Origin of the sequence: Kitasatospora sp. NPDC048296 (genome assembly GCF_043201815.1) — a bacterium.
Lineage (GTDB): Bacteria > Actinomycetota > Actinomycetes > Streptomycetales > Streptomycetaceae > Kitasatospora.
Window position 1 is genome coordinate 1 of record NZ_JBICZB010000077.1, and the last position, 22453, is coordinate 22453.

Annotated in this window: 18 protein-coding genes; 5 read left to right on the forward strand and 13 right to left on the reverse strand. The window is 71.4% G+C overall.

Annotated features, from left to right (window positions below):
• Positions 1-357: 357 nt before the first annotated feature.
• The 9 genes from ACGF12_RS31970 to ACGF12_RS32010 all read right to left on the reverse strand — a co-directional run bounded on the left by ACGF12_RS31970 (position 358) and on the right by ACGF12_RS32010 (position 10714).
• Positions 358-1881 carry a CoA-acylating methylmalonate-semialdehyde dehydrogenase gene (locus ACGF12_RS31970; protein WP_393037852.1) on the reverse strand — a complete coding sequence of 508 codons (1524 nt, stop codon included), beginning with the start codon at positions 1879-1881 and terminating at the stop codon, positions 358-360.
• A 223-nt stretch (positions 1882-2104) separates the two neighbouring features.
• On the reverse strand, positions 2105-2869 hold the full coding sequence (locus tag ACGF12_RS31975) for a hypothetical protein (RefSeq protein WP_393037855.1): 765 nt from the start codon (positions 2867-2869) through the stop codon (positions 2105-2107).
• Positions 2870-2927: 58 nt separating this feature from the next.
• Positions 2928-3359, reverse strand: coding sequence for a hypothetical protein (locus ACGF12_RS31980; protein WP_393037858.1), 432 nt, complete (start codon positions 3357-3359; stop codon positions 2928-2930).
• Between the two features lie 139 nt (positions 3360-3498).
• Complete coding sequence (locus ACGF12_RS31985) at positions 3499-4893, reverse strand: NAD(P)/FAD-dependent oxidoreductase (RefSeq protein ID WP_393037861.1); 1395 nt, start codon at positions 4891-4893, stop codon at positions 3499-3501.
• A gap of 73 nt (positions 4894-4966) precedes the next feature.
• Positions 4967-5770 (reverse strand): ABC transporter permease, encoded by an 804-nt coding sequence (locus ACGF12_RS31990; protein ID WP_393037864.1) that lies wholly within the window; start codon positions 5768-5770, stop codon positions 4967-4969.
• Complete coding sequence (locus ACGF12_RS31995) at positions 5770-6714, reverse strand: ABC transporter permease (protein ID WP_393037867.1); 945 nt, start codon at positions 6712-6714, stop codon at positions 5770-5772. The genes ACGF12_RS31990 and ACGF12_RS31995 overlap by 1 nt, the downstream gene beginning before the upstream one ends.
• Complete coding sequence (locus tag ACGF12_RS32000; protein ID WP_393037870.1) at positions 6711-7850, reverse strand: ABC transporter ATP-binding protein; 1140 nt, start codon at positions 7848-7850, stop codon at positions 6711-6713. Before ACGF12_RS32000 ends, ACGF12_RS31995 begins: the two co-directional genes overlap by 4 nt.
• A gap of 37 nt (positions 7851-7887) precedes the next feature.
• Positions 7888-9147 (reverse strand): spermidine/putrescine ABC transporter substrate-binding protein, encoded by a 1260-nt coding sequence (locus ACGF12_RS32005; protein ID WP_393037873.1) that lies wholly within the window; start codon positions 9145-9147, stop codon positions 7888-7890.
• Between the two features lie 55 nt (positions 9148-9202).
• Positions 9203-10714 carry a gamma-aminobutyraldehyde dehydrogenase gene (locus ACGF12_RS32010; protein WP_393037876.1) on the reverse strand — a complete coding sequence of 504 codons (1512 nt, stop codon included), beginning with the start codon at positions 10712-10714 and terminating at the stop codon, positions 9203-9205.
• 249 nt (positions 10715-10963) lie between these two features.
• Between ACGF12_RS32010 and ACGF12_RS32015 the strand changes: the two genes are divergently transcribed.
• A complete protein-coding gene (locus ACGF12_RS32015) occupies positions 10964-12619 on the forward strand; it encodes a PucR family transcriptional regulator (protein WP_393037879.1) in 1656 nt (551 codons plus the stop codon).
• A 16-nt stretch (positions 12620-12635) separates the two neighbouring features.
• Here the strand turns inward: ACGF12_RS32015 and ACGF12_RS32020 are convergent, their stop codons facing one another.
• The 3 genes from ACGF12_RS32020 to ACGF12_RS32030 form a co-directional block, all read right to left on the reverse strand.
• Positions 12636-13853: a spermidine/putrescine ABC transporter substrate-binding protein gene (locus tag ACGF12_RS32020; protein WP_393037882.1), complete on the reverse strand. Its 1218-nt coding sequence runs from the start codon at positions 13851-13853 to the stop codon at positions 12636-12638.
• Between the two features lie 65 nt (positions 13854-13918).
• Positions 13919-15277 carry an aspartate aminotransferase family protein gene (locus ACGF12_RS32025; protein ID WP_393037885.1) on the reverse strand — a complete coding sequence of 453 codons (1359 nt, stop codon included), beginning with the start codon at positions 15275-15277 and terminating at the stop codon, positions 13919-13921.
• Between the two features lie 190 nt (positions 15278-15467).
• On the reverse strand, positions 15468-16961 hold the full coding sequence (locus ACGF12_RS32030) for a gamma-aminobutyraldehyde dehydrogenase (protein ID WP_393037888.1): 1494 nt from the start codon (positions 16959-16961) through the stop codon (positions 15468-15470).
• A 250-nt stretch (positions 16962-17211) separates the two neighbouring features.
• Here ACGF12_RS32030 and ACGF12_RS32035 point away from each other — a divergent pair, with 250 nt between their 5' ends.
• The 4 genes from ACGF12_RS32035 (at position 17212) to ACGF12_RS32050 (ending at position 21238) form a co-directional block, all read left to right on the forward strand.
• Positions 17212-17685 carry an Lrp/AsnC family transcriptional regulator gene (locus ACGF12_RS32035; protein WP_030243538.1) on the forward strand — a complete coding sequence of 158 codons (474 nt, stop codon included), beginning with the start codon at positions 17212-17214 and terminating at the stop codon, positions 17683-17685.
• Positions 17682-19076 carry an aspartate aminotransferase family protein gene (locus ACGF12_RS32040; RefSeq protein WP_350508287.1) on the forward strand — a complete coding sequence of 465 codons (1395 nt, stop codon included), beginning with the start codon at positions 17682-17684 and terminating at the stop codon, positions 19074-19076. The genes ACGF12_RS32035 and ACGF12_RS32040 overlap by 4 nt, the downstream gene beginning before the upstream one ends.
• 227 nt (positions 19077-19303) lie before the next feature.
• Positions 19304-20059, forward strand: a complete 756-nt coding sequence (locus tag ACGF12_RS32045) for an ABC transporter ATP-binding protein (RefSeq protein ID WP_393037892.1) — start codon at positions 19304-19306, stop codon at positions 20057-20059.
• A gap of 27 nt (positions 20060-20086) precedes the next feature.
• The gene (locus tag ACGF12_RS32050; protein ID WP_393037895.1) at positions 20087-21238 is read left to right on the forward strand and encodes a hypothetical protein; all 1152 of its coding nucleotides are present in this window, start codon (positions 20087-20089) and stop codon (positions 21236-21238) included.
• 21 nt (positions 21239-21259) lie between these two features.
• Here ACGF12_RS32050 and rlmN read toward each other — a convergent pair whose 3' ends face one another.
• Positions 21260-22360 (reverse strand): 23S rRNA (adenine(2503)-C(2))-methyltransferase RlmN, encoded by a 1101-nt coding sequence (rlmN, locus tag ACGF12_RS32055; protein WP_393037897.1) that lies wholly within the window; start codon positions 22358-22360, stop codon positions 21260-21262.
• Positions 22361-22453 lie beyond the last annotated feature (93 nt).

Here is a 22453-nt window from a genome sequence, read left to right on the forward strand (position 1 = left end):
ATCCAACTCGCCGGTGTCTTCCGGGGTTTGACGCCCCGTCCGACGTTTCAAACTCTAGCCGATCCCCGCTCCGAAAAGCGAATCGACCGCAATCCAATAAAACGCGCACGCCGAATGAGCACCGAGCCGCACCGCGAGAACGCGAAAACGACCGGCACGAACCGGAAAGGTGTTTCAGAGGATTGGCTACCCCGGGACCGTCCGCGCGGATGCGTGTCCGGTGCTCCCTGCCAGGCAGCTCGAAGAACTGTACGCGCTTCGGCGGGCGGATGCAACCGGCATGCAGAAGGGCTGGTCGGCCCCGGGGAGAGGGGGTCGACCAGCCCTGCTTCGGCCGCGAGGCTCAGCGGCCCTGGCTCAGCTGTTGGTGGGGAAGCCGAGGTTGATACCGCCGTGCGACGGGTCCAGCCAGCGCTGGGTCACGGCCTTGCCTCGGGTGAAGAAGTGCACGCCGTCCGGGCCGTACGCGTGGGTGTCGCCGAAGAGCGAGGCCTTCCAGCCGCCGAAGGAGTAGTAGGCGACCGGCACCGGGATCGGCACGTTGATGCCGACCATGCCGACCTCCACCTCGAACTGGAAGCGCCGGGCCGCGCCACCGTCGTTGGTGAAGAGGGCGGTGCCGTTGCCGTACGGGTTGGCGTTGATGAGCGCCAGGCCCTCCTCGTAGGAGGCCACGCGCACGACCGAGAGGACCGGGCCGAAGATCTCGTCGTTGTAGACGGACATGCCGGGCTTCACGTGGTCGAACAGCGTGGGGCCGAGCCAGAAGCCGTCCGCGGTCGGGGCGCCGTTCTCGTCCTCGGTGGTGATCGGGTGCTTGCGGCCGTCCACGGCGAGCTCGGCGCCGTCGGCGAGGCCGGACTCGACGTAGGAGGTGACCTTGTCGCGGTGCTGGCCGGTGACCAGCGGGCCCATCTCGGAGTCGCCGTTGCAGCCGGGGCCGACCTTCAGGCCGGCGATCCGCTGCTTGATCTTGTCGACCAGCTCGTCGCCGATCGGGTCGACCGCGACCAGGACGGAGACAGCCATGCAGCGCTCGCCTGCCGCGCCGAAGCCGGCGTTGACGGCCGCGTCGGCGGCGAGGTCGAGGTCGGCGTCCGGCAGGACCAGCATGTGGTTCTTGGCGCCGCCCAGGGCCTGCACGCGCTTGCCGTAGCGGGTGCCGGTCTCGTAGACGTAGCGGGCGATCGGGGTGGAGCCGACGAAGCTGACGGACTTGATGTCCGGGTGCTCCAGCAGGCGGTCGACGGCCACCTTGTCACCGTGCACGACGTTGAAGACGCCGTCCGGCAGCCCGGCCTCCTTCCACAGCCCGGCCAGGAAGTTGGCGGCCGACGGGTCCTTCTCCGAGGGCTTCACCACGACGGTGTTGCCGGCCGCGATGGCGATCGGGAAGAACCACATCGGCACCATCGCCGGGAAGTTGAACGGCGAGATGATCGCGATCGGTCCGAGCGGCTGGCGGATCGAGTAGACGTCGATGCCGGTGGAGGCCTGCTCGGTGAAGCCGCCCTTGAGCAGCTGCGGGATGCCGCAGGCGTACTCGACGACCTCCAGGCCGCGGGCGATCTCGCCCAGCGCGTCCGAGTGCACCTTGCCGTGCTCGGACACGATGATCGAGGCCAGCTCGTCCCGGCGGGCGTTCAGCAGCTCGCGGAAGGCGAAGAGCACCGTGGTCCGCTTGGCCACCGAGGCGGTGCGCCACTCGGCGAACGCCGAGGCGGCGGCGGCCACGGCCTGGTCGACCTCGGCGATCTCGGCGAAGTCGACGTGGCCGGAGACCTGGCCGGTGGCCGGGTCGAAGATGTCACCGCGGCGGGGCGCCGCGCCGGCGGTGGCGACGGGGCCGCCGCCGATCCAGTGAATGATGTGCTTGCTCAAGGTCCGTCTGCCTCCGAAGTCCCGGGCGGCGTCCTGCCACCGGTCCGGTCTGGCGCCGCCCCCGCGAGGGGTGGGCGACGGGAATTCACGGGGCTACCGCGCTCATCTCCCAGTCTGGTGGCCGTCCCGGCGAGGCTCAACGAACAGGCTGACGGGGATCGCGGATTCAGCCTTACAGGTCGTTCGGTCGCTACTCCGAACGCGTAAACCCCCAGCCCATGACTCAGGACTCCTCGTCCTCCAGGTACGGGTCGTGCAGCCCGTCCGCCGCCTCCTGGGTCTCCAGCAGGTCCAGCCGCAGGTCCTGTGCCCAGGCCAGCGCCCACCGCTTCAACCCGTCCACCGAGCCGGCCTCGACGCCCCGGGCGCGGAACCGGCCGTCCGCGGCCTCGGCCAGCGTCTCCAGTCGGTCGGCGAGCGCGGACGGCTGGAACTCCGGGTCCAGCTCTCCAGCCAGCGCGAGCAGTTCGCCCTCCCGGTAGCAGCGGGTGAGGGCGTGCACGTCGATCAGGTCGCGCGGCATGCCCCGGTCGACCAGCAGCGCGGTGGTGAGCGCCGCCGCGTCCTCCAGTGCGACCACCGGCAGCACCACCGGCGGCTCGTCCGGTGCCGGGGCGCCCAGGTCGAGCCGGACCGGCCGGTGGCCGAGTGGTTCCTTCCGCAGCTCCACCGAGTGGGTGCGAGCGCCCAGCGCCAGCCGTACGGTCAGCTGCTCCAGGCGCGGGGTGCCGGGCCGCTCGACGACTCCGCCGCCCGCCGCGCGGTAGGCCTCGGCCAGCGCGGCGCCCACCTCCGGCAGGTCGGCACCGCCGGTCGCCAGGGTGAGCCCGTCCTGCGCGCAGGCCGCCACGCCGTGGGCACGCAGCGCGTGCCCACCGGCCAGCGCCAGTCCGTACCGGGCGCAGACGGGCGCGGCCAGGGCGGCCAGTCGCAGCTGGGCGAGGCCCGGTCGCAGGGCGGCGTCGACGGCGTGCGGAGCGGTGGTCACGCCTCCAGTCTGACGCGACCGCCCGCGCCGCGCGCCGCTCCGCCGGACGCGCGGACGCTCACCAGCCGGTGAGTCCGGCCGCCGCTTCGTGCAGGGCGAACTCCAGGAACACCGGGTCGTTGAGCCGCCCGGAGCCGTCGGGCGGGACCAGCCATCGCACGCCCCGACTGCTGCGTTCGGGGTGCGGGACGACGATCCAGGTGCCCTCCCCCGCGCAGCGCACGCCGGTGCCGACCCAGCGGGCGGCGGTGCCGACCGGCACCAGGAAGCTGACGTGCTCGTCCCCGAAATCGGTGAGCACCGGGCCGCGGGAGCCGGTGTCCAGGACGTCCAGGGCGGGGCGCCCGAGCCGTCCGGGGACGGAGAGGACGTCCCAGCGGCGTCCCGCCGGTAGCAGCATCAGGCCAAGCCCGGAGCGTTCCCACTGTGCCCGGAAGGCCTCCGGGTCCGGTGCCACCTGGGCGAGCCAGTGCAGTCCGGTGCTCTCCATGTCGTGTCCCCGTTTCTCGCCGTTCGTCCCGGTCGGACGGCGGAAGACCGAGACCCGCCGTCACCAGGAAGAGGCGGACGGCGGGTCCCTCTTACACGGGTCGCGTGACTGCACGGGTCGCGTGACGCGCTGGGCGGGGTCAGCTGTCGAAGCCGAGCCCCAGCCGGTCGAGCGTGCGCAGCCAGAGGTTGCGGTGGCCGCCGTTGCGGTCGGACCGCTCCAGCGACCGGGTGGTGATCTCGATCCCCGCCCAGCGCACCGGTTCGGGAGGGAACGGCAGCGGCTTGGAGCGCACCATGTCCAGCGAGGTGCGTTCGGTGCGCTCGCCGGCGAGCAGGTCGAGCATCACCTCGGCGCCGAAGCGGGTCGCGCCGACGCCGAGCCCGGTGTACCCGACCGCGTAGGCGACCTTGCCCCGGTACGCGGTGTCGAAGAACGCCGAGAACCGGCTGCAGGTGTCGATGGCGCCGCCCCAGGCGTTGGTGAAGCGCAGCCCCTCCAGCTGCGGGAAGCAGCGGAAGAAGTGGTTGGCCAGGGTGCGGAAGGTCTCCGGCCGCTGGTCGTACTCGTGCCGGACGTGGCCGCCGTAGTGGTAGACGGCGTCGTAGCCGCCCCAGAGGATCCGGTTGTCGGCGGAGAGCCGGAAGTAGTGGAACTTGTTGGCGCTGTCGCCCAGCCCCTGGCGGCCGCGCCAGCCGATCGCGGCGAGCTGCTCGTCGTCGAGCGGCTCGGTCATCAGTGCGTAGTCGTACACCGGCACGATGTACGGACGGACGCGCTTGAGCAGGGACGGGAAGACGTTGGTGCCGAGCGCGACCCGGCGGGCGAACACCCGGCCGTACGGGGTGCGGGCGGCCATGCCGCTGCCGTGCTCCCGCAGGTCGGTGGCCCGGGTGTGTTCGAAGATCCGCACGCCCTGGCTCAGGCAGGCGTCCTTGAGGCCCCAGGCGAGCTTGGCGGGGTGGACCATCGCCACTCCCTCCTTGTCCCAGAGGCCGCCCAGGAAGGTCGGCGAGTTCACCTCGGCGCGCAGCTGGTCGGCGTCCAGGACGGTGAGGTCGAAGCCGTACCGGGCGACGGCCTCGGCGATCTCGTGCAGCTCCTCGACCTGGTGGGGCTGGGTGGCGATGTCGATCTCGCCGGTGCGCTCCCACTCGGCGTCGATGCCGTAGCGCTTGAGGGCGGCCTCGATGCCGTCGAGGTTGGCGGCGCCGAGGCGTTCCAGCTGGGCGAGTTCGGCGGGCCAGCGCTGCAGGCCGTTGCCGAAGCCGTGGGTGAGGCTGGCCGCGCAGAATCCGCCGTTGCGCCCGGACGCGGCCCACCCGACCTCGTTACCCTCGACCAGCACGACGTCCAGTGAGGGGTCGCGTTCCTTGGCGATGAGGGCGGTCCACAGGCCGGAGTAGCCGCCGCCGACGACCAGCAGGTCGCAGGCGGTGTCGCCGACCAGGGCGGGCAACGCCTCCGGCCGACCGGGGTCCTCCAGCCAGAAGGGGGTGGGCCTGGCGTCACTGAGTGCGCGGGCGGAGTCCATGCATTATCAGCCACTTTCTGCGAATAGATGACGGTTGTGAGCCACCGCTGCCGGCTGTACGTCGAGTGGTGCGTCAGGCGGCGGCCTTCCGACGGTTGCCGATCCACTGCCCGACGACGGTCAGCGCGACCGCGGCAACGAACATCGCGGTGCCGATGACGTTCACCTGCACCGGGATGCCGCGCTGCGAGGCGCCCCAGACGAACATCGGGAAGGTGACCGTGGTCGGGCCCGAGTTGAACTGGGTGATGATGAAGTCGTCGAAGGAGAGCGCGAAGCTGAGCAGCGCACCGGCCGCGATGCCGGGGGCGGCCAGCGGCAGGGTGACCCTCAGGAAGGTCTGGGTGGGGGTCGCGTAGAGGTCCTGGGCGGCCTGTTCGAGCCTCGGGTCCATGCTCGTCACGCGCGCCTTGACCGCCGTCACCACGAAGCTGAGGCAGAACATGATGTGCGCGATGAGGATGGTGGTGAAGCCGAACGGGATGCGCATGTTGAGGAACAGCGTCCCCAGCGAGGCGGCCATGACCACCTCGGGCATGGCCATCGGCAGGAAGATCATCGCGGTGGTGGCCGAGCGGCCGTGGAAGCGGTAGCGGGCCAGCGCGAAGGCGACCATGGTGCCGAGCACGGTGGCGCCGATGGTGGCGAGCACCGCGATCTGCAGGCTGAGCGAGAGCGACTGGCACATGTCGGCCACGCCACAGGGGTTGGTCCAGGCGTCGGTGGAGAACTCGTTCCACTCGTAGTTGAACTTGCCGACCGGCTTGTTGAACGAGAAGGCCAGCACGACCAGGTTGGGCAGCACCAGGTAGGCGAGGGCCAGCAGGCCGGCCAGCACCACCAGGTGGGCGCGGATCCACTTGGATATCCGGGACATCAGACCAGTTCCTCCGTCCCGGCCTTGCGCATGTAGACCGTCACCATGCCCAGGATCAGGGCCATCAGGATGAAGCTCAGCGCGGCCGCCGTGGGGTAGTCGAGCACGTTCAGGAACTGCTTCTGGATGCCGTTGCCGACCATCTGCTCGCTCGGCGAGCCCAGCAGCTGGGCGTTGATGTAGTCGCCGGAGGCCGGGATGAAGGTGAGCAGGGTGCCCGCGACCACGCCCGGCAGCGAGATCGGGAAGGTGACCTTGCGGAAGGTGGTGAACGGCCGGGCGTACAGGTCGCCGGCCGCCTCGTGCAGCCGGGGGTCGATCCGCTCCAGCGAGGTGTACAGCGGCAGGATCATGAACGGCAGGAAGTTGTACGTCAGACCGCAGACCACGGCGAGCGGGGTGGCCAGCACCCGGTCGCCGGAGGTGAGGCCGAGCGCGTTGGTGACGTCCAGGACGTGCAGGGTGTTCAGCACGCCGACCACCGGGCCGCCGTCGGACAGGATGGTCTTCCAGGCCAGCGTGCGGATCAGGAAGCTGGTGAAGAACGGCGCGATGACCAGGATCAGGATGACGTTGCGCCAGCGCCGGTTCGCCTTGAAGGCGATCGTGTACGCGAGCGGGTAGCCGACGGCCAGGCAGAGCACGGTGGCGATCGCCGCGTAGGAGAACGAGCGGACGAAGTGCCACTTGTACTCGACCAGGGCGTCCCAGTAGGTCGAGATGTGCCAGGTGACCTTGAATCCCTCTTCGAGGGAGCCGGTCTGCAGTGAGGTGGACGCCTGGTACACCATCGGCACGGCGAAGAAGACGACCAGCCAGGCGATGCCGGGCAGCAGCAGCCAGTACGGGGTGAGCTTGCGCCTCGGCTTCGGTTCCCGGCCCGACGACGGGCTGCGATCCGGGGGTACGGCCTGCGGCGGCGCGGCCGGGGTGGTGGCGGTCATGCGGCCTCCTCCGCGGTGCCCGCGTCGATCGCCTGCGAGGCGTCCAGGGCGAAGGAGTGCGCCGGGTTCCAGTGCAGCAGCACGGCGGCGCCGGGGACGATCCGGGCGTCGCGCTCCATGTTCTGCTCGAAGACGGTGACCTCCTGGCCGCCGTCGGTGCGCACCAGGTATTGGGTGGAGACACCGATGAAGCTGGAGTCGACGACGGTGCCGGCCAGCGTGTTGCGGCCCTCGGCGGCCTTCTCGGAGCCGTGGGTGATGGTGATCTTCTCCGGGCGCACGCCCAGGTGGACCCGCTTGGCGTCGGTGGCGCAGCGCGCCTTCGGCACGGCGAGGCGGGTGCCGGCCACGGTGAGCAGCAGGTCCTCGCCCACGCCGCCGGTGACCTCGGCGGGCAGCAGGTTGGACTGGCCGAGGAAGTTGGCCACGAAGGTGGTGGCGGGGTTCTCGTACAGCTCGGCGGGCGCGCCCAGCTGCTCGACCCGGCCGCCGTTCATCACCGCGATCGTGTCGGCCATGGTCATGGCCTCCTCCTGGTCGTGGGTGACGTGCACGAAGGTGATGCCGACCTCGGTCTGGATCCGCTTGAGCTCCAGCTGCATCTGGCGGCGCAGCTTGAGGTCGAGGGCGCCGAGCGGCTCGTCCAGCAGCAGCACCTGGGGGTGGTTGATCAGCGCGCGGGCGACCGCGACGCGCTGCTGCTGGCCCCCGGAGAGCTGGTGCGGCTTGCGCCGGGCGTACTGGCCGAGCTCGACCAGCTCCAGCATCTCGTCGACCTGCTTCTTGACGTCCTTCCTGCCGCGCCGGCGCAGGCCGAAGGCGACGTTCTCGAAGATGTCCAGGTGCGGGAAGAGCGCGTAGCTCTGGAAGACGGTGTTCACCGGCCGCTTGTACGGGGGCAGGGCGGTGACGTCCTGTCCGCCGATCAGGACGGTGCCGCTGGTGGGCTCCTCCAGGCCGGCGATCATGCGCAGGGTGGTGGTCTTGCCGCAGCCGGAGGCGCCGAGCAGGGCGAAGAAGGAGCCCTGGGGGACGGTCAGGTCGAGCGGGTGGACGGCGGTGAAGGCGCCGTAGGTCTTGCCGATGCCGGTGAGGCGGACGTCGCCGCCGGCCGCGTCGCGCAGCTGGTCTGTCATGGGGTGTCTTCCTGGGTTTCTCGGCCGTGAACGGCGGTCAGGCGCCGATGAGCTTGGAGAACTTCTGCTCGAAGTCGCTCTCCTCGCTCTCGGTGAGCGTGCGGAACACGTGCGCCTTGGCCGCCATCTCGGGGGTGGGTACGACCAGCGGGTTGGCCGCGCTGTCCGGGGCGAGGGTGGCGAGCTCGTCCTTCATCCCGGTGACGGCGGAGACGAAGCCGATGCCCGCGACCAGCTGCGCCGCGATCTTCGGCTGATAGTAGAAGTCGATCAGCTTCTCCGCGTTCGTCTTGTGCCGCGCCTTGGCCGGGACCAGCATGTTGTCGGTCGAGGCGAGGTAGCCCTTCTCCGGGATCACGAACTCGATGTCCGGGTTGTCGGCGCGCAGCTGGATCAGGTCACCGCCCCAGGCGACGCAGGCCGCGATGTCGCCGGAGGAGAGCTCCTGGCCGTAGTCGTTGCCGGTGAAGCGGCGGATCTGCTTGCTGTCGACGGCCTTCTGCACCCGGGCGATCGCGCCGTCGTAGTCGTCCGCGGTGAACTTGGCCGGATCCTTGCCCAGGTCCAGCAGGACCATCCCGATGGTGTCGCGCATCTCGGACAGGAAGGTGACCCGGCCCTTGAGGTCGGGGTCGTCCAGCAGCTGCGAGACGCTGGTGACCTCCTTCCCCTTGGTCGCCTTGCGGTTGTACGCGACGACGGTCTGGATCCCGGCCCACGGGTAGGAGTAGAGCCGGCCCGGGTCCCAGTCGGGGGCGCGGAAGCGGGCCTCGATGTTGGTGATCGCGGTGGTGACGTTCGCCGGGTCGAGCTTCTGCGCCCAGCCGAGCCGGATCAGCCGGGCGGCCATCCAGTCGGTGAGCACCATCAGGTCGCGGCCGGTGTCCTGGCCGGACGCGAGCTGCGGCTTGATCTTGCCGAAGAACTCGACGTTGTCGTTGACGTCCTCGTTGTACTTGACCCTGATGCCGGTGGCGGCGGTGAAGGCGTCCAGGGTGCCGTGCTTCTGCTTGTCCTTCTCGTCGGTGTCCACGTACAGCGGCCAGTTGGAGAAGTCGACCTCCCTCTCGCCGTCCGAGAGGTCCTTGGCGGCGCCCGCGGTCGAGTCGCCGGTCGCCCGGGGGGCCGCCGGGATGCCGCAGGCGGCCAGGGTGCCCGCCCCGGCGGTCAGCGCGGCGGCGCGCAGCAGGGTGCGGCGGCCGACCGCGGCCCGGCCGCCGGTCAGACTGCGTTCCCAGGCCCTGCGGACCGGTTCGGGCAGACCGTCGGTGAGCTCGTTGAACGCCTTGAACGCCATGGATCGGGCCTCCTGGGGGAATGGGGGTGCATGGGGGAGCACCACGGTCCGGGGGTTATCTGTCGCCGAAGACGGTGCGGTGCCAGTCCTTGCGGGCCACCGCGGTGGTGTCGAACATGACGTGCTTGACCTGGGTGTACTCGTCGAGCGAGTACTGGGACATGTCCTTTCCGTAGCCGGACGCCTTGTACCCGCCGTGCGGCATCTCGCTGATGATCGGGATGTGGTCGTTGACCCAGACGCACCCGGCGGCGATCTCCCGGGTGGCGCGCAGCGAGCGGTGCACGTTGCCGGTCCAGGCGGAGGCGGCCAGGCCGTACGGGGTGTCGTTGGCCAGCCGCAGGCCCTCGTCGTCGCCGTCGAAGGGCAGCACGACCAGCACCGGGCCGAACACCTCCCCCTGGACCACCTCGCTGTCCTGGGCCGCGCCGGTGATCAGGGTCGGCGCGTAGTAGGCGCCCCGGGTGAGGTCGGTGCCGTCGTGGCCCCGCTCCGGCACGGGGCCGCCGGTGACCACGGTGGCGTAGGAACGGGCACGCTCCACGAAGCCGGCCACCCGGTCCCGGTGGGTGTACGAGACCAGCGGGCCGAGGTCGGTGTGCGGATTGCGCGGGTCGCCGATCCGGATCGCCGCGTACAGCTCGGCCACCCCGGCCACGAAGGCCTCGTACAGCGGGCGCTGGACGTAGGCGCGGGTGGCGGCGGTGCAGTCCTGGCCGCCGTTGATCAGCGAAGCGGCGACGGCGCCGTGCACCGCGGCGTCCAGGTCGGCGTCGTCGAAGACCACGAACGGGGCCTTGCCGCCGAGTTCGAGGTGGGTGCGCTTGACGCTCGCGGTGGCGAGTTCGGCGACCCGCCGGCCGACCGCGGTGGAGCCGGTGAAGGAGACCATCGCGACGTCGGGGTGGGCGACCAGGTGCTCGCCGGCCGTGCGCCCGGCGCCGGTGACCACGTTGACCACGCCGTCCGGGATGCCCGCCTCGGTGCAGGCCCGGGCGAACATCAGCGAGGTCAGCGGGGTCAGCTCGGCCGGCTTGAGCACGATGGTGTTGCCGGCGGCGATGGCCGGGAGGATCTTCCAGGCGGCCATCTGCAGCGGGTAGTTCCACGGCGAGATCGAGCCGACCACGCCGATCGCCTCGCGCCGTACGTAGGAGGTGTGGTCGCCGGAGTACTCGCCGGCCGCCTTGCCCTCCAGGTTGCGGGCGGCGCCGGCGAAGAAGGCGGTGTTGTCGATGGTGCCGGGAACGTCGAACTCGGTGGCCAGCTTGACCGGCTTGCCGGTCTGCGCGGTCTCGACCCGGGCGAGGTCCTGCGCCGCGTCGGTCAGTACGGCGGCGAGCCGGGTGAGCGCCTCGGACCGGGCGCCGGGGGTGGCGGAGGACCAGCCGGGCAGGGCGGCCTTCGCGGCGGCGACGGCGGTGTCCACATCGGCGGCGGTGGCCAGCGCGACCTGCTCGACCACGCTGCCGTCGGCGGGGTTGACGACCTGGAAGGGTTCGCCGCCGCCCCGGCTCTGACGGCCCGCGATGTACTGCGCGCCCGCGCCGAAGTCGGTCAGGTCCATCTGGTTCCTCCAAGTGCCGGCGGTCCGACCGCACGCTGCGGGTTCGCGCTTCCGCCGTGGGGGTCTGCGGTCCCGCTGACCTTGCCCGCTGCGGGGTTGACGTGACAAGGGTCACTTCGACAGTCTCGGCACGAAGGGCCTTACAGAGTGCAAGGCCGTTCGGAGGGCAACAGGTCGTCGCCGCGATGGATGATTTACCTGACACTCTGATCCCCCCTGCTCCCGCTCCCCCGGCTCTGGAGGCCCGCGATGCTTCCCACCGTCGCCCGCGTGCTCGACCTGGAGGTGATGCGGCGCGGCCTGCCCCAGGTGGTGGCCGGCGCCGACCGCCTGGAGCGGCCGATCCGCTGGGTCCATGTGAGCGAGCTGCCCGACGTCGCCGGGGTGCTCCAGGGCGGCGAGCTGGTGCTGACCACCGGCATCGCGCTGCCCGAGGACCGCGCGGGCCTGGCCCGCTACGTCCGCGACCTGGACGAGGTCGGGGTGGCCGGCCTGGTGGTCGAGTTCGGGCGGCGCTACTTCGACTCGCTGCCGCGCGCCCTGGTGAACGCCGCCGAGCAGTGCGGGCTGCCACTGGTCACGCTCCGCCGCGAGGTGCGCTTCGTCGCCGTCACCGAGGCCGTGCACGCCCTGGTGGTCAACGCCCAGCTGGAGCAGCTGCGGGTCTCCGAGTCGGTGCACCAGGTGTTCAACGAGCTGGTGGTGGAGGGCGCCGAGCCACCCGAGGTGATCCGCCAGGTGGCCGGGATGGCGGGCGCGCCGGTGGTCCTGGAGAACCTGGCCCACCAGGTGCTCGCCCACGACAGCGCCGGACGCCCGGAGGCCGAGCTGCTGGAGGACTGGGAGCGCCGCTCGCGCGGGGTCCGTCCGCCCGGCCGCACCGGCCACGACCCGCGCAGCGGCTGGCTGGTGACCACCGTCGGCGCCCGCGGCCAGGACTGGGGCCGGCTGGTGCTGGTCCAGGATCCGGGTCCGCTGCCGGAGGGCGAGACCCACCCGCACGCCATGCTGCTGGAGCGCGGCGCCTCGGCGCTGGCGCTCAACCGGCTGGTGGTGCGCGACCGGGAGAGCCTGGAACGGCAGACCCACCGCACCCTGCTCTCCGGCATCCTCACCCACGCGCTGACCGTCTCCGAGGTGGCCCTGCGCGCCCAGGCGCTCGGCGTCCCGCTGGAGGGGCGCCGGCTGGTCGGCGTGGTGCTGCGCCAACGCCGCGGGCCGATCCCGGCCGCGCTGGAGGCCCAGGCCCGGCTGCGCGACTTCACCGAGCTGGCCGCCGGCGCGGTCCGGGCCTGCCGGCTGTCCGCCCTGGTCGGCGCGCTCGACGACGAGGGCGTGGGCCTGCTGATCGCACTCGGCGCCCAGCAGGACGAGCACTCCGCGCTGGACTCCTTCTCGGCCACCCTGCGCCGGATGTCCGCCGACGCCGGCCGGGAGGGCGCCGACGCCCCCGGCCCGGTGGTCGCGGTCGGCTCCTCGGTCGGCTCGGTCCGCGACGCCCGGCGCACCCTGCTGGAGGCCGCCCAGGTCGCCGACGCGGCCCTGCACGACGCGCCCGGCGGCGGCCGGACCGCCTCCTACTACCGGCTGCCCGACGTCCGGCTGCGCGGCCTGCTCCACCTGCTGCGCGACGACGCCCGCCTGCAGACGTACGTGGAACGGGAGTTGGGCCCGCTGCTGGCCCACGACGCCGAGCACAACGGCCAGTTGGTGCAGATGCTGCGGATCTACCTGGAGCAGGGCCGGAACAAGTCGGCGGCGGCCGACGCCGCGCACCTGTCCCGGCCGTCCTTCTACGACCGGCTGCACAAGGTCGAGCGCATCCTCGGCGTCGACCTCGACCAGGTGGAGTCCTGCCTGTCCCTGCACGTGGCGCTGCTCGCGCTGGACGCCGTCCGCAGGTGAGCGTCGCGCCCCGGCGTCACACCCCGGTGATGCGCCCCCAGACCTTGTGCAGCTCCGGCCGCTCGGCCGAGGTGACGTCGCGCATGCTGTGCAGCCGGGCGCGCATCTCCTCGGTCGGGAACACCAGCGGGTTCTCGGCGAGTTCGGCCTTGTCCTTGTCCCCGCTGTTCGCCAGCACCTCGCGGGCGGCCGGCACCGGGCAGATGTACTGGACGGCCGCGGCGAGTTCGGCCGCCACCTCCGGCTGGTAGTAGTAGTCGATCAGCAGCTCGGCGTTGCGCTTGTGGACGGCCCGGTTGGGGATCATCAGGCTCTCCGCCCACAGCTCGCCGCCCTCCTCCGGCACCAGGAAGGCGATGTTCGGGTTCTCGGCGGTGAGTTGGACGGCGTCGCCGGAGTAGGCCTGGCAGGCGACCGCGGCGCCGGAGGCGAGGTCGCTGGTGTAGTCGTTGCCGGTGAAGCGGCGGACGTGCCCGGTGTCGACCATCTTCTGCACCAGGTCCATCGCCCGGTGCGCGTCGTCGTCGCCGAAGGCGGTGATGTCCGCGCCCTGGGAGAGCATCAGCAGCCCGAGCGCCTCGTCCAGCCCGGCGAACAGGGTGACCCGGCCCTTGAGGTCGGGCGCCCACAGGTCGGCGGTGGACTTGAGCTCCCGGCCGAGCGCCTTTCGGTTGTACGCGATGCCGGTGATCCCGGACTGCCAGGGCACGCTGCGCTTGCGCCCGGGGTCGAAGGCCGGGTTCGACAGCTGCGGGTCCAGGTTGGCGGTGACGTTGGGAAGGTTGGCCCGGTCCATCGCCTGCACCCAGCCCAGCGAGACGTACCGCCCGGCCATCCAGTCGCTGATCACCATCAGGTCCCGGCCCGGGTCGGCGCCCTGGGTGAGCACCGGGCTGATCTTGCCGAAGAACTCGTCGTTGTCGTTGATGTCCTCGGTGTAGGTGACCGCGATCCCGGTCTTCTCGCTGAACGCGTCCAGGGTCGGGCGCCTGCCCTGGTCGTCGGTGTCGATGTACTGCGTCCAGTTGGAGAAGTTCAGCCGCTTGTCGCTCTCCGAGCGGTCCGGCGCCGAGCGGCGGTCCTCGGCGACGTACGCGGACGGGATGCCGCAGCCGGTCAGCGTCCCGGCGCCGAGCAGCGCGGCCCCGCCGAGCACGGAACGTCGGCGTATGCGCGCGGGGCCCTGCGGGCGGTCGGGGGCGGGGCGGCGGGTCAGGGTGGAGCTGCTGGGCATGTGGGACCTTCCGGAGCGTGGGACGGCCCCGGACACGGGTGCCCGGGGCCGTCCTGGTAGGTACGTCAGACAGCGTGCGCGTCGGTGAGCGACAGCACCTCGTCCAGCACCGCGAGGCCGGCCTTGGCCTCCTCCTCGGTGACGGTGCACGGCGGGACGACGTGGAAGCGGTTCATGTTGACGAACGGCCAGAGCCCGCGCTGCTTGCAGGCGGCGGCCAGCTCGGCCATCGGCGCGTTGTCGGCGCCCGCGGCGTTGTACGGGACGAGCGGCTCGCGGGTCGCCCGGTCCTTGACCAGGTCGAGCGCCCAGAACGCGCCCAGACCGCGCACCTCGCCGATCGAGGGGTGCCGCTCGGCCAGCTCGCGCAGACCCGGGCCGAGCACCGTCTCGCCGATGTGCTTGGCGTTCTCGACGATGCCCTCCTCCGCCATCGCGTTGATGGTGGCCACCGCCGAGGCGCAGGCCAGCGGGTGCCCGGAGTAGGTGAGCCCGCCGGGGAACGGCCGCTCGGCGAAGGTGGCGGCGATCTCGGTGTTGATCGCCACGCCGCCCAGCGGCACGTAGCCCGAGTTGACGCCCTTGGCGAAGGTCATGAGGTCCGGGACGACGCCCCAGTGGTCGGCGGCGAACCACTCGCCGGTGCGGCCGAAGCCGGCCATCACCTCGTCCAGGATGAACACGATCCCGTAGCGGTCGCAGATCTCCCGCACCCCGGCCAGGTACCCCGCCGGCGGGACCAGGATGCCCGCGGTGCCGACCACCGTCTCCAGGATGACCGCCGCGACCGTACCCGGCCCCTCGAAGGCGATCACCTGCTCCAGGTGCGACAGCGCGCGCTCGCACTCCTGCGCCTCGTTCTCGGCGTGGAAGTTGGAGCGGTAGGGGTACGGGCCCCAGAAGTGCACCACACCGGAGACGCCGGTCTCGTTGGCCCAGCGCCGCGGGTCGCCGGTGAGCGCGATCGCGTTGGCGGTGGCGCCGTGGTACGAGCGGTAGGTGGACAGCACCTTCTGCCGGCCGGTGTGCAGCCGGGCCAGCCGGATGGCGTTCTCGACGGCCTCGGCGCCGCCGTTGGTGAAGAAGATCTTGTCCAGGTCGCCCGGGGTGCGCTCGGCGATCAGCCGGGCGGCCTCGCTGCGCGACTCGACCGCGAAGCCGGGGGCGATGGTGCAGAGCTTCGCCGCCTGCTCCTGGATCGCGGCGACCACCTTCGGGTGCTGGTGGCCGATGTTGGTGTTGACCAGCTGCGAGGAGAAGTCGAGGTAGCGGTTGCCGTCGTAGTCCCAGAAGTACGAGCCCTCGGCGCCGGCCACCGCGAGGGGGTCGATCAGCGCCTGGGCGGACCACGAGTGGAAGACGTGCGCGCGGTCGGCGGCCTTGACGGCCCGGCCGGCGGCTGAGTCAGCGGTGGGGATGCTCATGCCGGTAAGGCTAGAGCCGCCGGTCCCCTAAGTGCAGTTTCATCCTGTCAGTCGGTCACGCCACCCGCCGACAGGGTGCAAAGCGACAGGGCCCGGGTCGAAAAGACCCGGGCCCCTTGTCAGTTCGGACGAGTTCTGACCGAGATCAGAATCAGATCGCGGTCATCCTGCGCCCGATGGTCACGACCCGCTAGATCGCGGTCATGACGTGCTTCACGCGGGTGTAGTCCTCGAAGCCGTACGCCGACAGGTCCTTGCCGTAGCCGGACTTCTTGAAGCCACCGTGCGGCATCTCGGCGACCAGCGGGATGTGGGTGTTGATCCAGACGCAGCCGAAGTCCAGGCGGCGCGACATCCGCATGGCGCGGGCGTGGTCCTTGGTCCACACCGAGGAGGCCAGCGCGAACTCGACGCCGTTGGCGTACTCGACGGCCTGGTCCTCGTCGGTGAACTTCTGCACGGTGATGACCGGGCCGAAGACCTCGTTCTGGATGATCTCGTCGTCCTGCTGCAGGCCGGAGACGACGGTCGGGGCGTAGAAGTAGCCCTTGTCGCCGACCCGGTGGCCACCGGCCTCAACCTTGGCGTGGGCGGGCAGCCGCTCGATGAAGCCGGCCACCTGCTTCAGCTGGTTGGCGTTGTTCAGCGGGCCGTACAGCACGTCCTCGTCGTCCACGCCGCCGGTCTTGGTCTCGGCCGCGGCCTTGGCCAGCGCCTCGACGAAGGCGTCGTGGATCGACTCGTGCACCAGTACGCGGGTGGCGGCCGTGCAGTCCTGGCCGGCGTTGAAGTAGCCGGCCACCGAGATGCCCTCGACGGCCTCGGCGATGTCGGCGTCCTCGAAGACCACGACCGGGGCCTTGCCGCCCAGCTCCAGGTGGACGCGCTTGACGTCCTTGGAGGCCGACTCGGCGACCTGGATGCCGGCCCGGACCGAACCGGTGATGGAGGCCATCGCCGGGGTCCTGTGCTCGACCATCAGCTTGCCGGTCTCGCGGTCACCGCAGATGACGTTGAAGACGCCGGCCGGCAACTCCAGCTCCTTGAGGATGCCGCCGATGATGTCGGCCAGCAGCACGGTGGAGGCCGGGGTGGTGTCCGAGGGCTTCAGCACGACGGTGTTACCGGCGGCGATGGCCGGGGCGAACTTCCAGACCGCCATCATCATCGGGTAGTTCCACGGCGCGACCTGGGCACAGACGCCGACCGGCTCGCGGCGGACGATCGAGGTCATCCCGTCCATGTACTCACCGGCGGCCTTGCCCTCCAGCAGGCGGGCGGCGCCGGCGAAGAAGCGGATCTGGTCCACCATCGGGCCGATCTCCTCGGAGAGGGTCAGCGCGCGGGGCTTGCCGGTGTTGCGCACCTCCGCGTCGACGATCTCGTCGGCCCGGGCCTCGACCGCGTCGGCGATCTTGAGCAGCAGCTTCTGCCGGGTGCTCGGGGTGGCGTCGCGCCAGATCGGGAACGCGGCGGCGGCCGAGGCCATGGCCGCGTCCACGTCAGCGGCGCCGGACAGCGGCGACGTCGCGTACACCTCGCCGGTCGCCGGGTCGACGATGTCGAGCGTGCGGCCGTCAGCCGCGTCGACGAACTCACCATTGATGTAGTTGCGCAGCGTGCGAAGGTCGCTCACGGGTCTCTCCTCGGTCTGGGCCTGCGGCGTTGCAGATTCCGGCGCCATGGTACGTCGGCGAATCCGGCCTACGAAGGGTGCCGAGTGGCCGGGCCCGAAGCGGCGCGGTCCACTGGTGGCGGAACGCACGCCGCCGTGCGGGGGCGCGCGCGTACCGTGCCAGAGTAGCCGCAAGACTGCCGGGATCGACAGGACGAAGTCACATCCGCAATGAAATCCGCATTGGATTTCCAAGATCGCGACGAAATCAGCAGCTTCCACGCTTGCGAACAGGGGAGCGATCAGGCACAGTGGCCGCGTGGCCAACCGCGACCGGAACGCGAGCGTTCCCCTCGACGCCGCCTCCAAGGCGATCATCGAGCAGCTTCAGGAGGACGGGCGCCGCCCGTACGCCGCCATCGGCAAGGCCGTCGGCCTGTCCGAGGCAGCCGTACGGCAGCGCGTCCAGAAGCTGCTCGACCAGGGCGTGATGCAAATCGTCGCCGTCACGGACCCGCTCACCGTCGGCTTCACCCGCCAGGCGATGGTCGGCATCCGGGTCGAGGGCGACATCGAGCCCGTCGCCGACGCGCTGGCCGCCCTCGACGAGGTCGACTACGTCGTCTGCACCGCAGGCTCGTTCGATCTCCTGGCCGAACTGGTCTGCGAGGACGACGAGCACCTGCTCGAACTGATCAACAAGCGCATCCGCGCGCTTCCCGGCGTGCGGAGCACCGAGAGCTTCGTTTACCTGAAGCTCCGGAAACAGACCTACACCTGGGGCACCCGATGACAGCCGACCCGGCGCAGAAGGACCTTTCCAAGACCGCCTACGACCACCTGTGGATGCACTTCACCCGCATGTCGTCGTACGAGAACTCCCCCGTGCCGACCATCGTCAAGGGCGAGGGCACGTACATCTGGGACGACAAGGGCCGGAAGTACATCGACGGCCTGGCCGGCCTGTTCGTCGTGCAGGCCGGTCACGGCCGCACCGAGCTCGCCGAGGTCGCCGCCAAGCAGGCCAAGGAACTCGCGTTCTTCCCGATCTGGAGCTACGCGCACCCGAAGGCCGTCGAGCTGGCCGAGCGACTGGCCAACTACGCCCCGGGCGACCTGAACAAGGTCTTCTTCTCCACCGGTGGCGGCGAGGCCGTCGAGACCGCCTGGAAGCTCGCCAAGCAGTACTTCAAGCTGATCGGCAAGCCGACCAAGTACAAGGTCATCTCCCGCGCCATCGCCTACCACGGCACCCCGCAGGGCGCGCTGTCCATCACCGGCCTGCCGGGCCTGAAGGCCCCGTTCGAGCCGCTGGTGCCGGGCACCCACAAGGCCCCGAACACCAACATCTACCGCGCCCCGCACTACCTCGAGGGCCCCGACGGCACCGTCGACCCCGAGGCGTACGGCCGCTGGTGCGCCGACCAGGTCGAGGAGGCCATCCTCTTCGAGGGCCCCGAGACCGTCGCCGCCGTCTTCGTCGAGCCGGTGCAGAACGCCGGTGGCTGCTTCCCGCCGCCGCCCGGCTACTTCCAGCGCCTGCGCGAGATCTGCGACCGCCACGACGTGCTGCTGGTCTCGGACGAGGTCATCTGCGCCTTCGGCCGCCTCGGCACCATGTTCGGCGCCGACAAGTTCGGCTACGTGCCGGACATGATCACCTGCGCCAAGGGCATGACCTCGGGCTACTCCCCGATCGGCGCCACGATCATCTCGGACCGCATCGCCGAGCCGTTCTACAAGGGTGACAACACCTTCCTGCACGGCTACACCTTCGCCGGCCACCCGGTCTCCTCGGCCGTGGCGCTCGCCAACCTCGACATCTTCGAGCGCGAGGGCCTGAACCAGCACGTGCTCGACAACGAGTCGCGCTTCCTGGGCACCCTGAGCAAGCTGCGCGACCTGCCGATCGTCGGCGACGTCCGCGGCAACGGCTACTTCTACGGCATCGAGCTCGTGAAGGACAAGGTCACCAAGGAGACCTTCAACGACGAGGAGACCGAGCGCGTGCTCTACGGCTTCCTCTCGAAGGCCCTCTTCGACAACGGCCTGTACTGCCGCGCCGACGACCGTGGCGACCCGGTCGTCCAGCTGGCCCCGCCGCTGATCTCCGACCAGTCGACCTTCGACGAGATCGAGCAGATCCTGCGGACCAGCCTCACCGACGCGTGGGCGAAGCTCTGATCCCCTGAGCCCTCTTCCCCACCCTCCGCCGAAGGGCGGCCCCGATCCCCGGGGCCGCCCTTCGGCGTCCGCGCTCCGATGACCCGCCAACATCACAGTCGTACGACCAAACATGCCTGAATGCGGGTGATTTGCCCGTGATGGACCAGTGCGCCGCAACCGCGCGAGGCCCCGGTCGTTCTAATCTGACGACTGTCATATCCCTGCGGCACCCAGGATGGAACCTCATGTCAGCGGCACCGCCTGACAACGACGTGCTGTGGGCCCGAGGGATCGTCAAGTCCCACTACGGCACCCCCGCGCTGCGCGGCATCTCGATCGGCGTCCGCGACGGCGAGGTGCTCGCCGTCACCGGCCCGCGCGGCTCCGGCAAGAGCACCCTGCTCGGCTGCCTCTCCGCCCAGCTCCCGGTCGACGAGGGCGAGGTCTGGTTCAACAGCTCGCCCGTGCACACCCTCGGCCGCGCCGGCCGCGAACGGCTGCGCCGCGACCGCTTCGGCTTCGTCGGCTCCGAACCGCACCTGGTACCCGAACTGACCGCCCGTGAGAACGTCGCCCTGCCGCTGCTCCTCGCCGGGGCCGGCAACAAGGCCGCCTACACCGCCGCCGACGAGTGGCTGGAGCGCCTCGACGTCGGCGAGATCGGCCGGCAGCGCCCCGACCGGCTGGTCCAGAGCCAGCGCCAGCGGATCGCCGTCGCCCGCGCCCTCGCCCCGCTGCCGCCGGTCGTCTTCGCCGACGACCCCACCGCCCCGCTGCACCGCGAGGCCTCCGACCAGGTGCTGCGGATACTGACCAGCGCGGCCCGCTCGCACCAGCTCACCCTCGTCCTGGCCACCCACGACCCCGAGCTCGTCCGGTTCGCGGACCGCGCCGTCGCCCTCGTCGACGGACGGCTCACCGCCCCCGCCGCCCCTGTCCCCCGCGGCACCGCCGCCCCGGGGACGACCGGTGCGCCCGCCGTCACGGCCACCCGACGCTGACGACGCCCAGCCGCTGAAAGAGTCGACGTGTTCTACCTCCGTCTGGCCCGGGGCTACCGGGTGCCCGACCTCGGCCGCTGGCTGCTCACCGCACTGGCCGCCGCCGTCGTCGCCGCGTTCCTGCTGCGCTCCCTCGGCCGGGCGCTGAGCGAACCGCTCGGCGGCACCGACGCGCTGGTCCGACTGCTCTGGTGCCTGCCCCCGCTGGCCGCCGTCGCCTGGTTCGCGGCCGTCGCCGCCCGCTCGGTGCCCGCCCGGCGGCCCGAGCGGATCGCCGGACTCACCGCCGCCGGGGCCGGCTCCCGCCGGATCCGCGCTCTGATCGCCAGCGAGGTCGCCCTCGCCTGCGCCCTCGGCAGCGTGCTCACCCTGCTGCTCTTCCTGGTCCTGCGCAACGACATCGCCGGGCCCTCGCTCGCCCCCGACCTCGGCATGGGCGTACCGCTGCCGGCCGCCGCGCCCGTCACGCTGCTCGCCCTGGTCCCGATCACCGCCGGCATCGCCGCCGCCTGCGCGGTGCCCGTCGCCGACACCCTGCCCGGCGGCCGCGCCCACAGCCCGACCGGCTTCGGCGTCTGGCGGATCGCCCTGCCGATCGGACTGGTGGTGATCGGCGCCGCGCTCGAACTCATCGCGCTGCGGCCCGACGCCGAGTCCGACGGCCGCCCGATCCACCTGCCCGCCGGACTCGGCACCACCAGCACCGCCGCCCTCGGCGGCTGGTCCGCCAGCGCGCTCGGGCTCACACTGCTCACCGGCCCGCTGCTCGCCTGGACCGGACGGCTGCTCGCCCTCGGCCGGCCCACCCCGCTGCGGCTGCTCGCCGGTCGAGGCCTGACCGCCCAGGCCCGCCGCCTCGGCCCGCCGCTGGCCGTCCTCACCCTCGTCGTCGCGCTGGTGCTCACCACCATCCGCTACTGGATCGGCACGCCCGAAAGCGCCGACGCACTGCCCGCCGTCGAGGCCTGCCTGGTGCTCGGCTGCGCGGCCGCCGCGGTGGTCTCCCGACTGGCCGAGGTCCGCACCGACCGCCGCGAGGTCACCGACGCGCTGCTGCGCCTCGGCACCTCGCCGCGGCTGTTGTTCGGCGCGGTCCTGCTGCGCACCCTGGCGGTCGGCACCACGCTGCTGCTGACCGGCGGGGCGACCGCCGCGCTGGCGGCCGCCGGGCTGCGCTAGCCGGTCCTCCCGTAGTGGGGCTCAGCCGGCCGCGGCGAGCTGACCGCAGGCGCCGTCGATCTCCTGGCCGCGAGTGTCGCGGACCGTCGTCGGCACGCCGTGGGACTGGAGCCGGCGGACGAACTCGCGCTCGTCCTCGGGCCGGGAGGCCGTCCACTTGGAACCCGGGGTCGGGTTCAGCGGGATCAGGTTGACGTGCACCCGGTGGTTCTTGATCAGCCGGCCGAGCAGGTCGGCGCGCCAGGCCTGGTCGTTGATGTCCTTGATCAGCGCGTACTCGATGGAGATCCGGCGGCCGGACTTCTCCGCGTAGTTCCAGGCCGCGTCCAGCACCTCGGCGACCTTCCACCGGGTGTTCACCGGGACCAGTTCGTCGCGCAGCTCGTCGTCCGGGGCGTGCAGCGACAGCGCCAGACGGCAGCTAAGGCCCTCGTCGGCCAGCCGGTTCATCGCCGGGACGAGGCCGACGGTGGAGACGGTGATGCCGCGCTGGGACAGGCCGAAGCCGTCCGGCGCCGGGTCGGTCAGCCGGCGGATCGCGGCCAGCACCCGGTTGTAGTTGGCCAGCGGCTCGCCCATGCCCATGAAGACCACGTTGGACAGCCGCGCCTCGCCACCGGGGATCTCTCCGGCCTTGAGCGCGCGCATCCCGGCGGCGATCTGCTCGACGATCTCGGCGGTGGACAGGTTGCGGGTCAGCCCGGCCTGGCCGGTGGCGCAGAACGGACAGTTCATGCCGCAGCCGGCCTGGGAGCTGATGCACATGGTGACCCGGTCCGGGTAGCGCATCAGCACCGACTCGACGAGGGTGCCGTCGAACAGCTTCCAGAGCGTCTTGCGGGTGGTGTCGTCGTCGCAGGAGACGTGCCGCACCACCGACATCAGCTCGGGCATCAGGGTCTCGGTGAGCTTCTCCCGGCTGGCGGCGGGGATGTCCGTCCAGCTCGCCGGGTCGTTGGACATCCGGCCGAAGTAGTGGTTGGAGAGCTGCTTGGCGCGGAACGGCTGCTCGCCCAGCTCGGCGACGGCCTCCTTGCGCTCGGTGGGGCTCAGGTCGGCGAGGTGTCGCGGGGGCTTGGCGCCGCGCGGCGCGACAAAGGTGAGTTCTCCGGGCTTAGGCATGGTTGTTCCAGTGTCGCAGACGCGGGGGGGGGGGGGGGGGGGGGGGGCCGCCCCGCCCCCCCCCCCCCGCGGAAACAGCACAGGCGGTCAGCC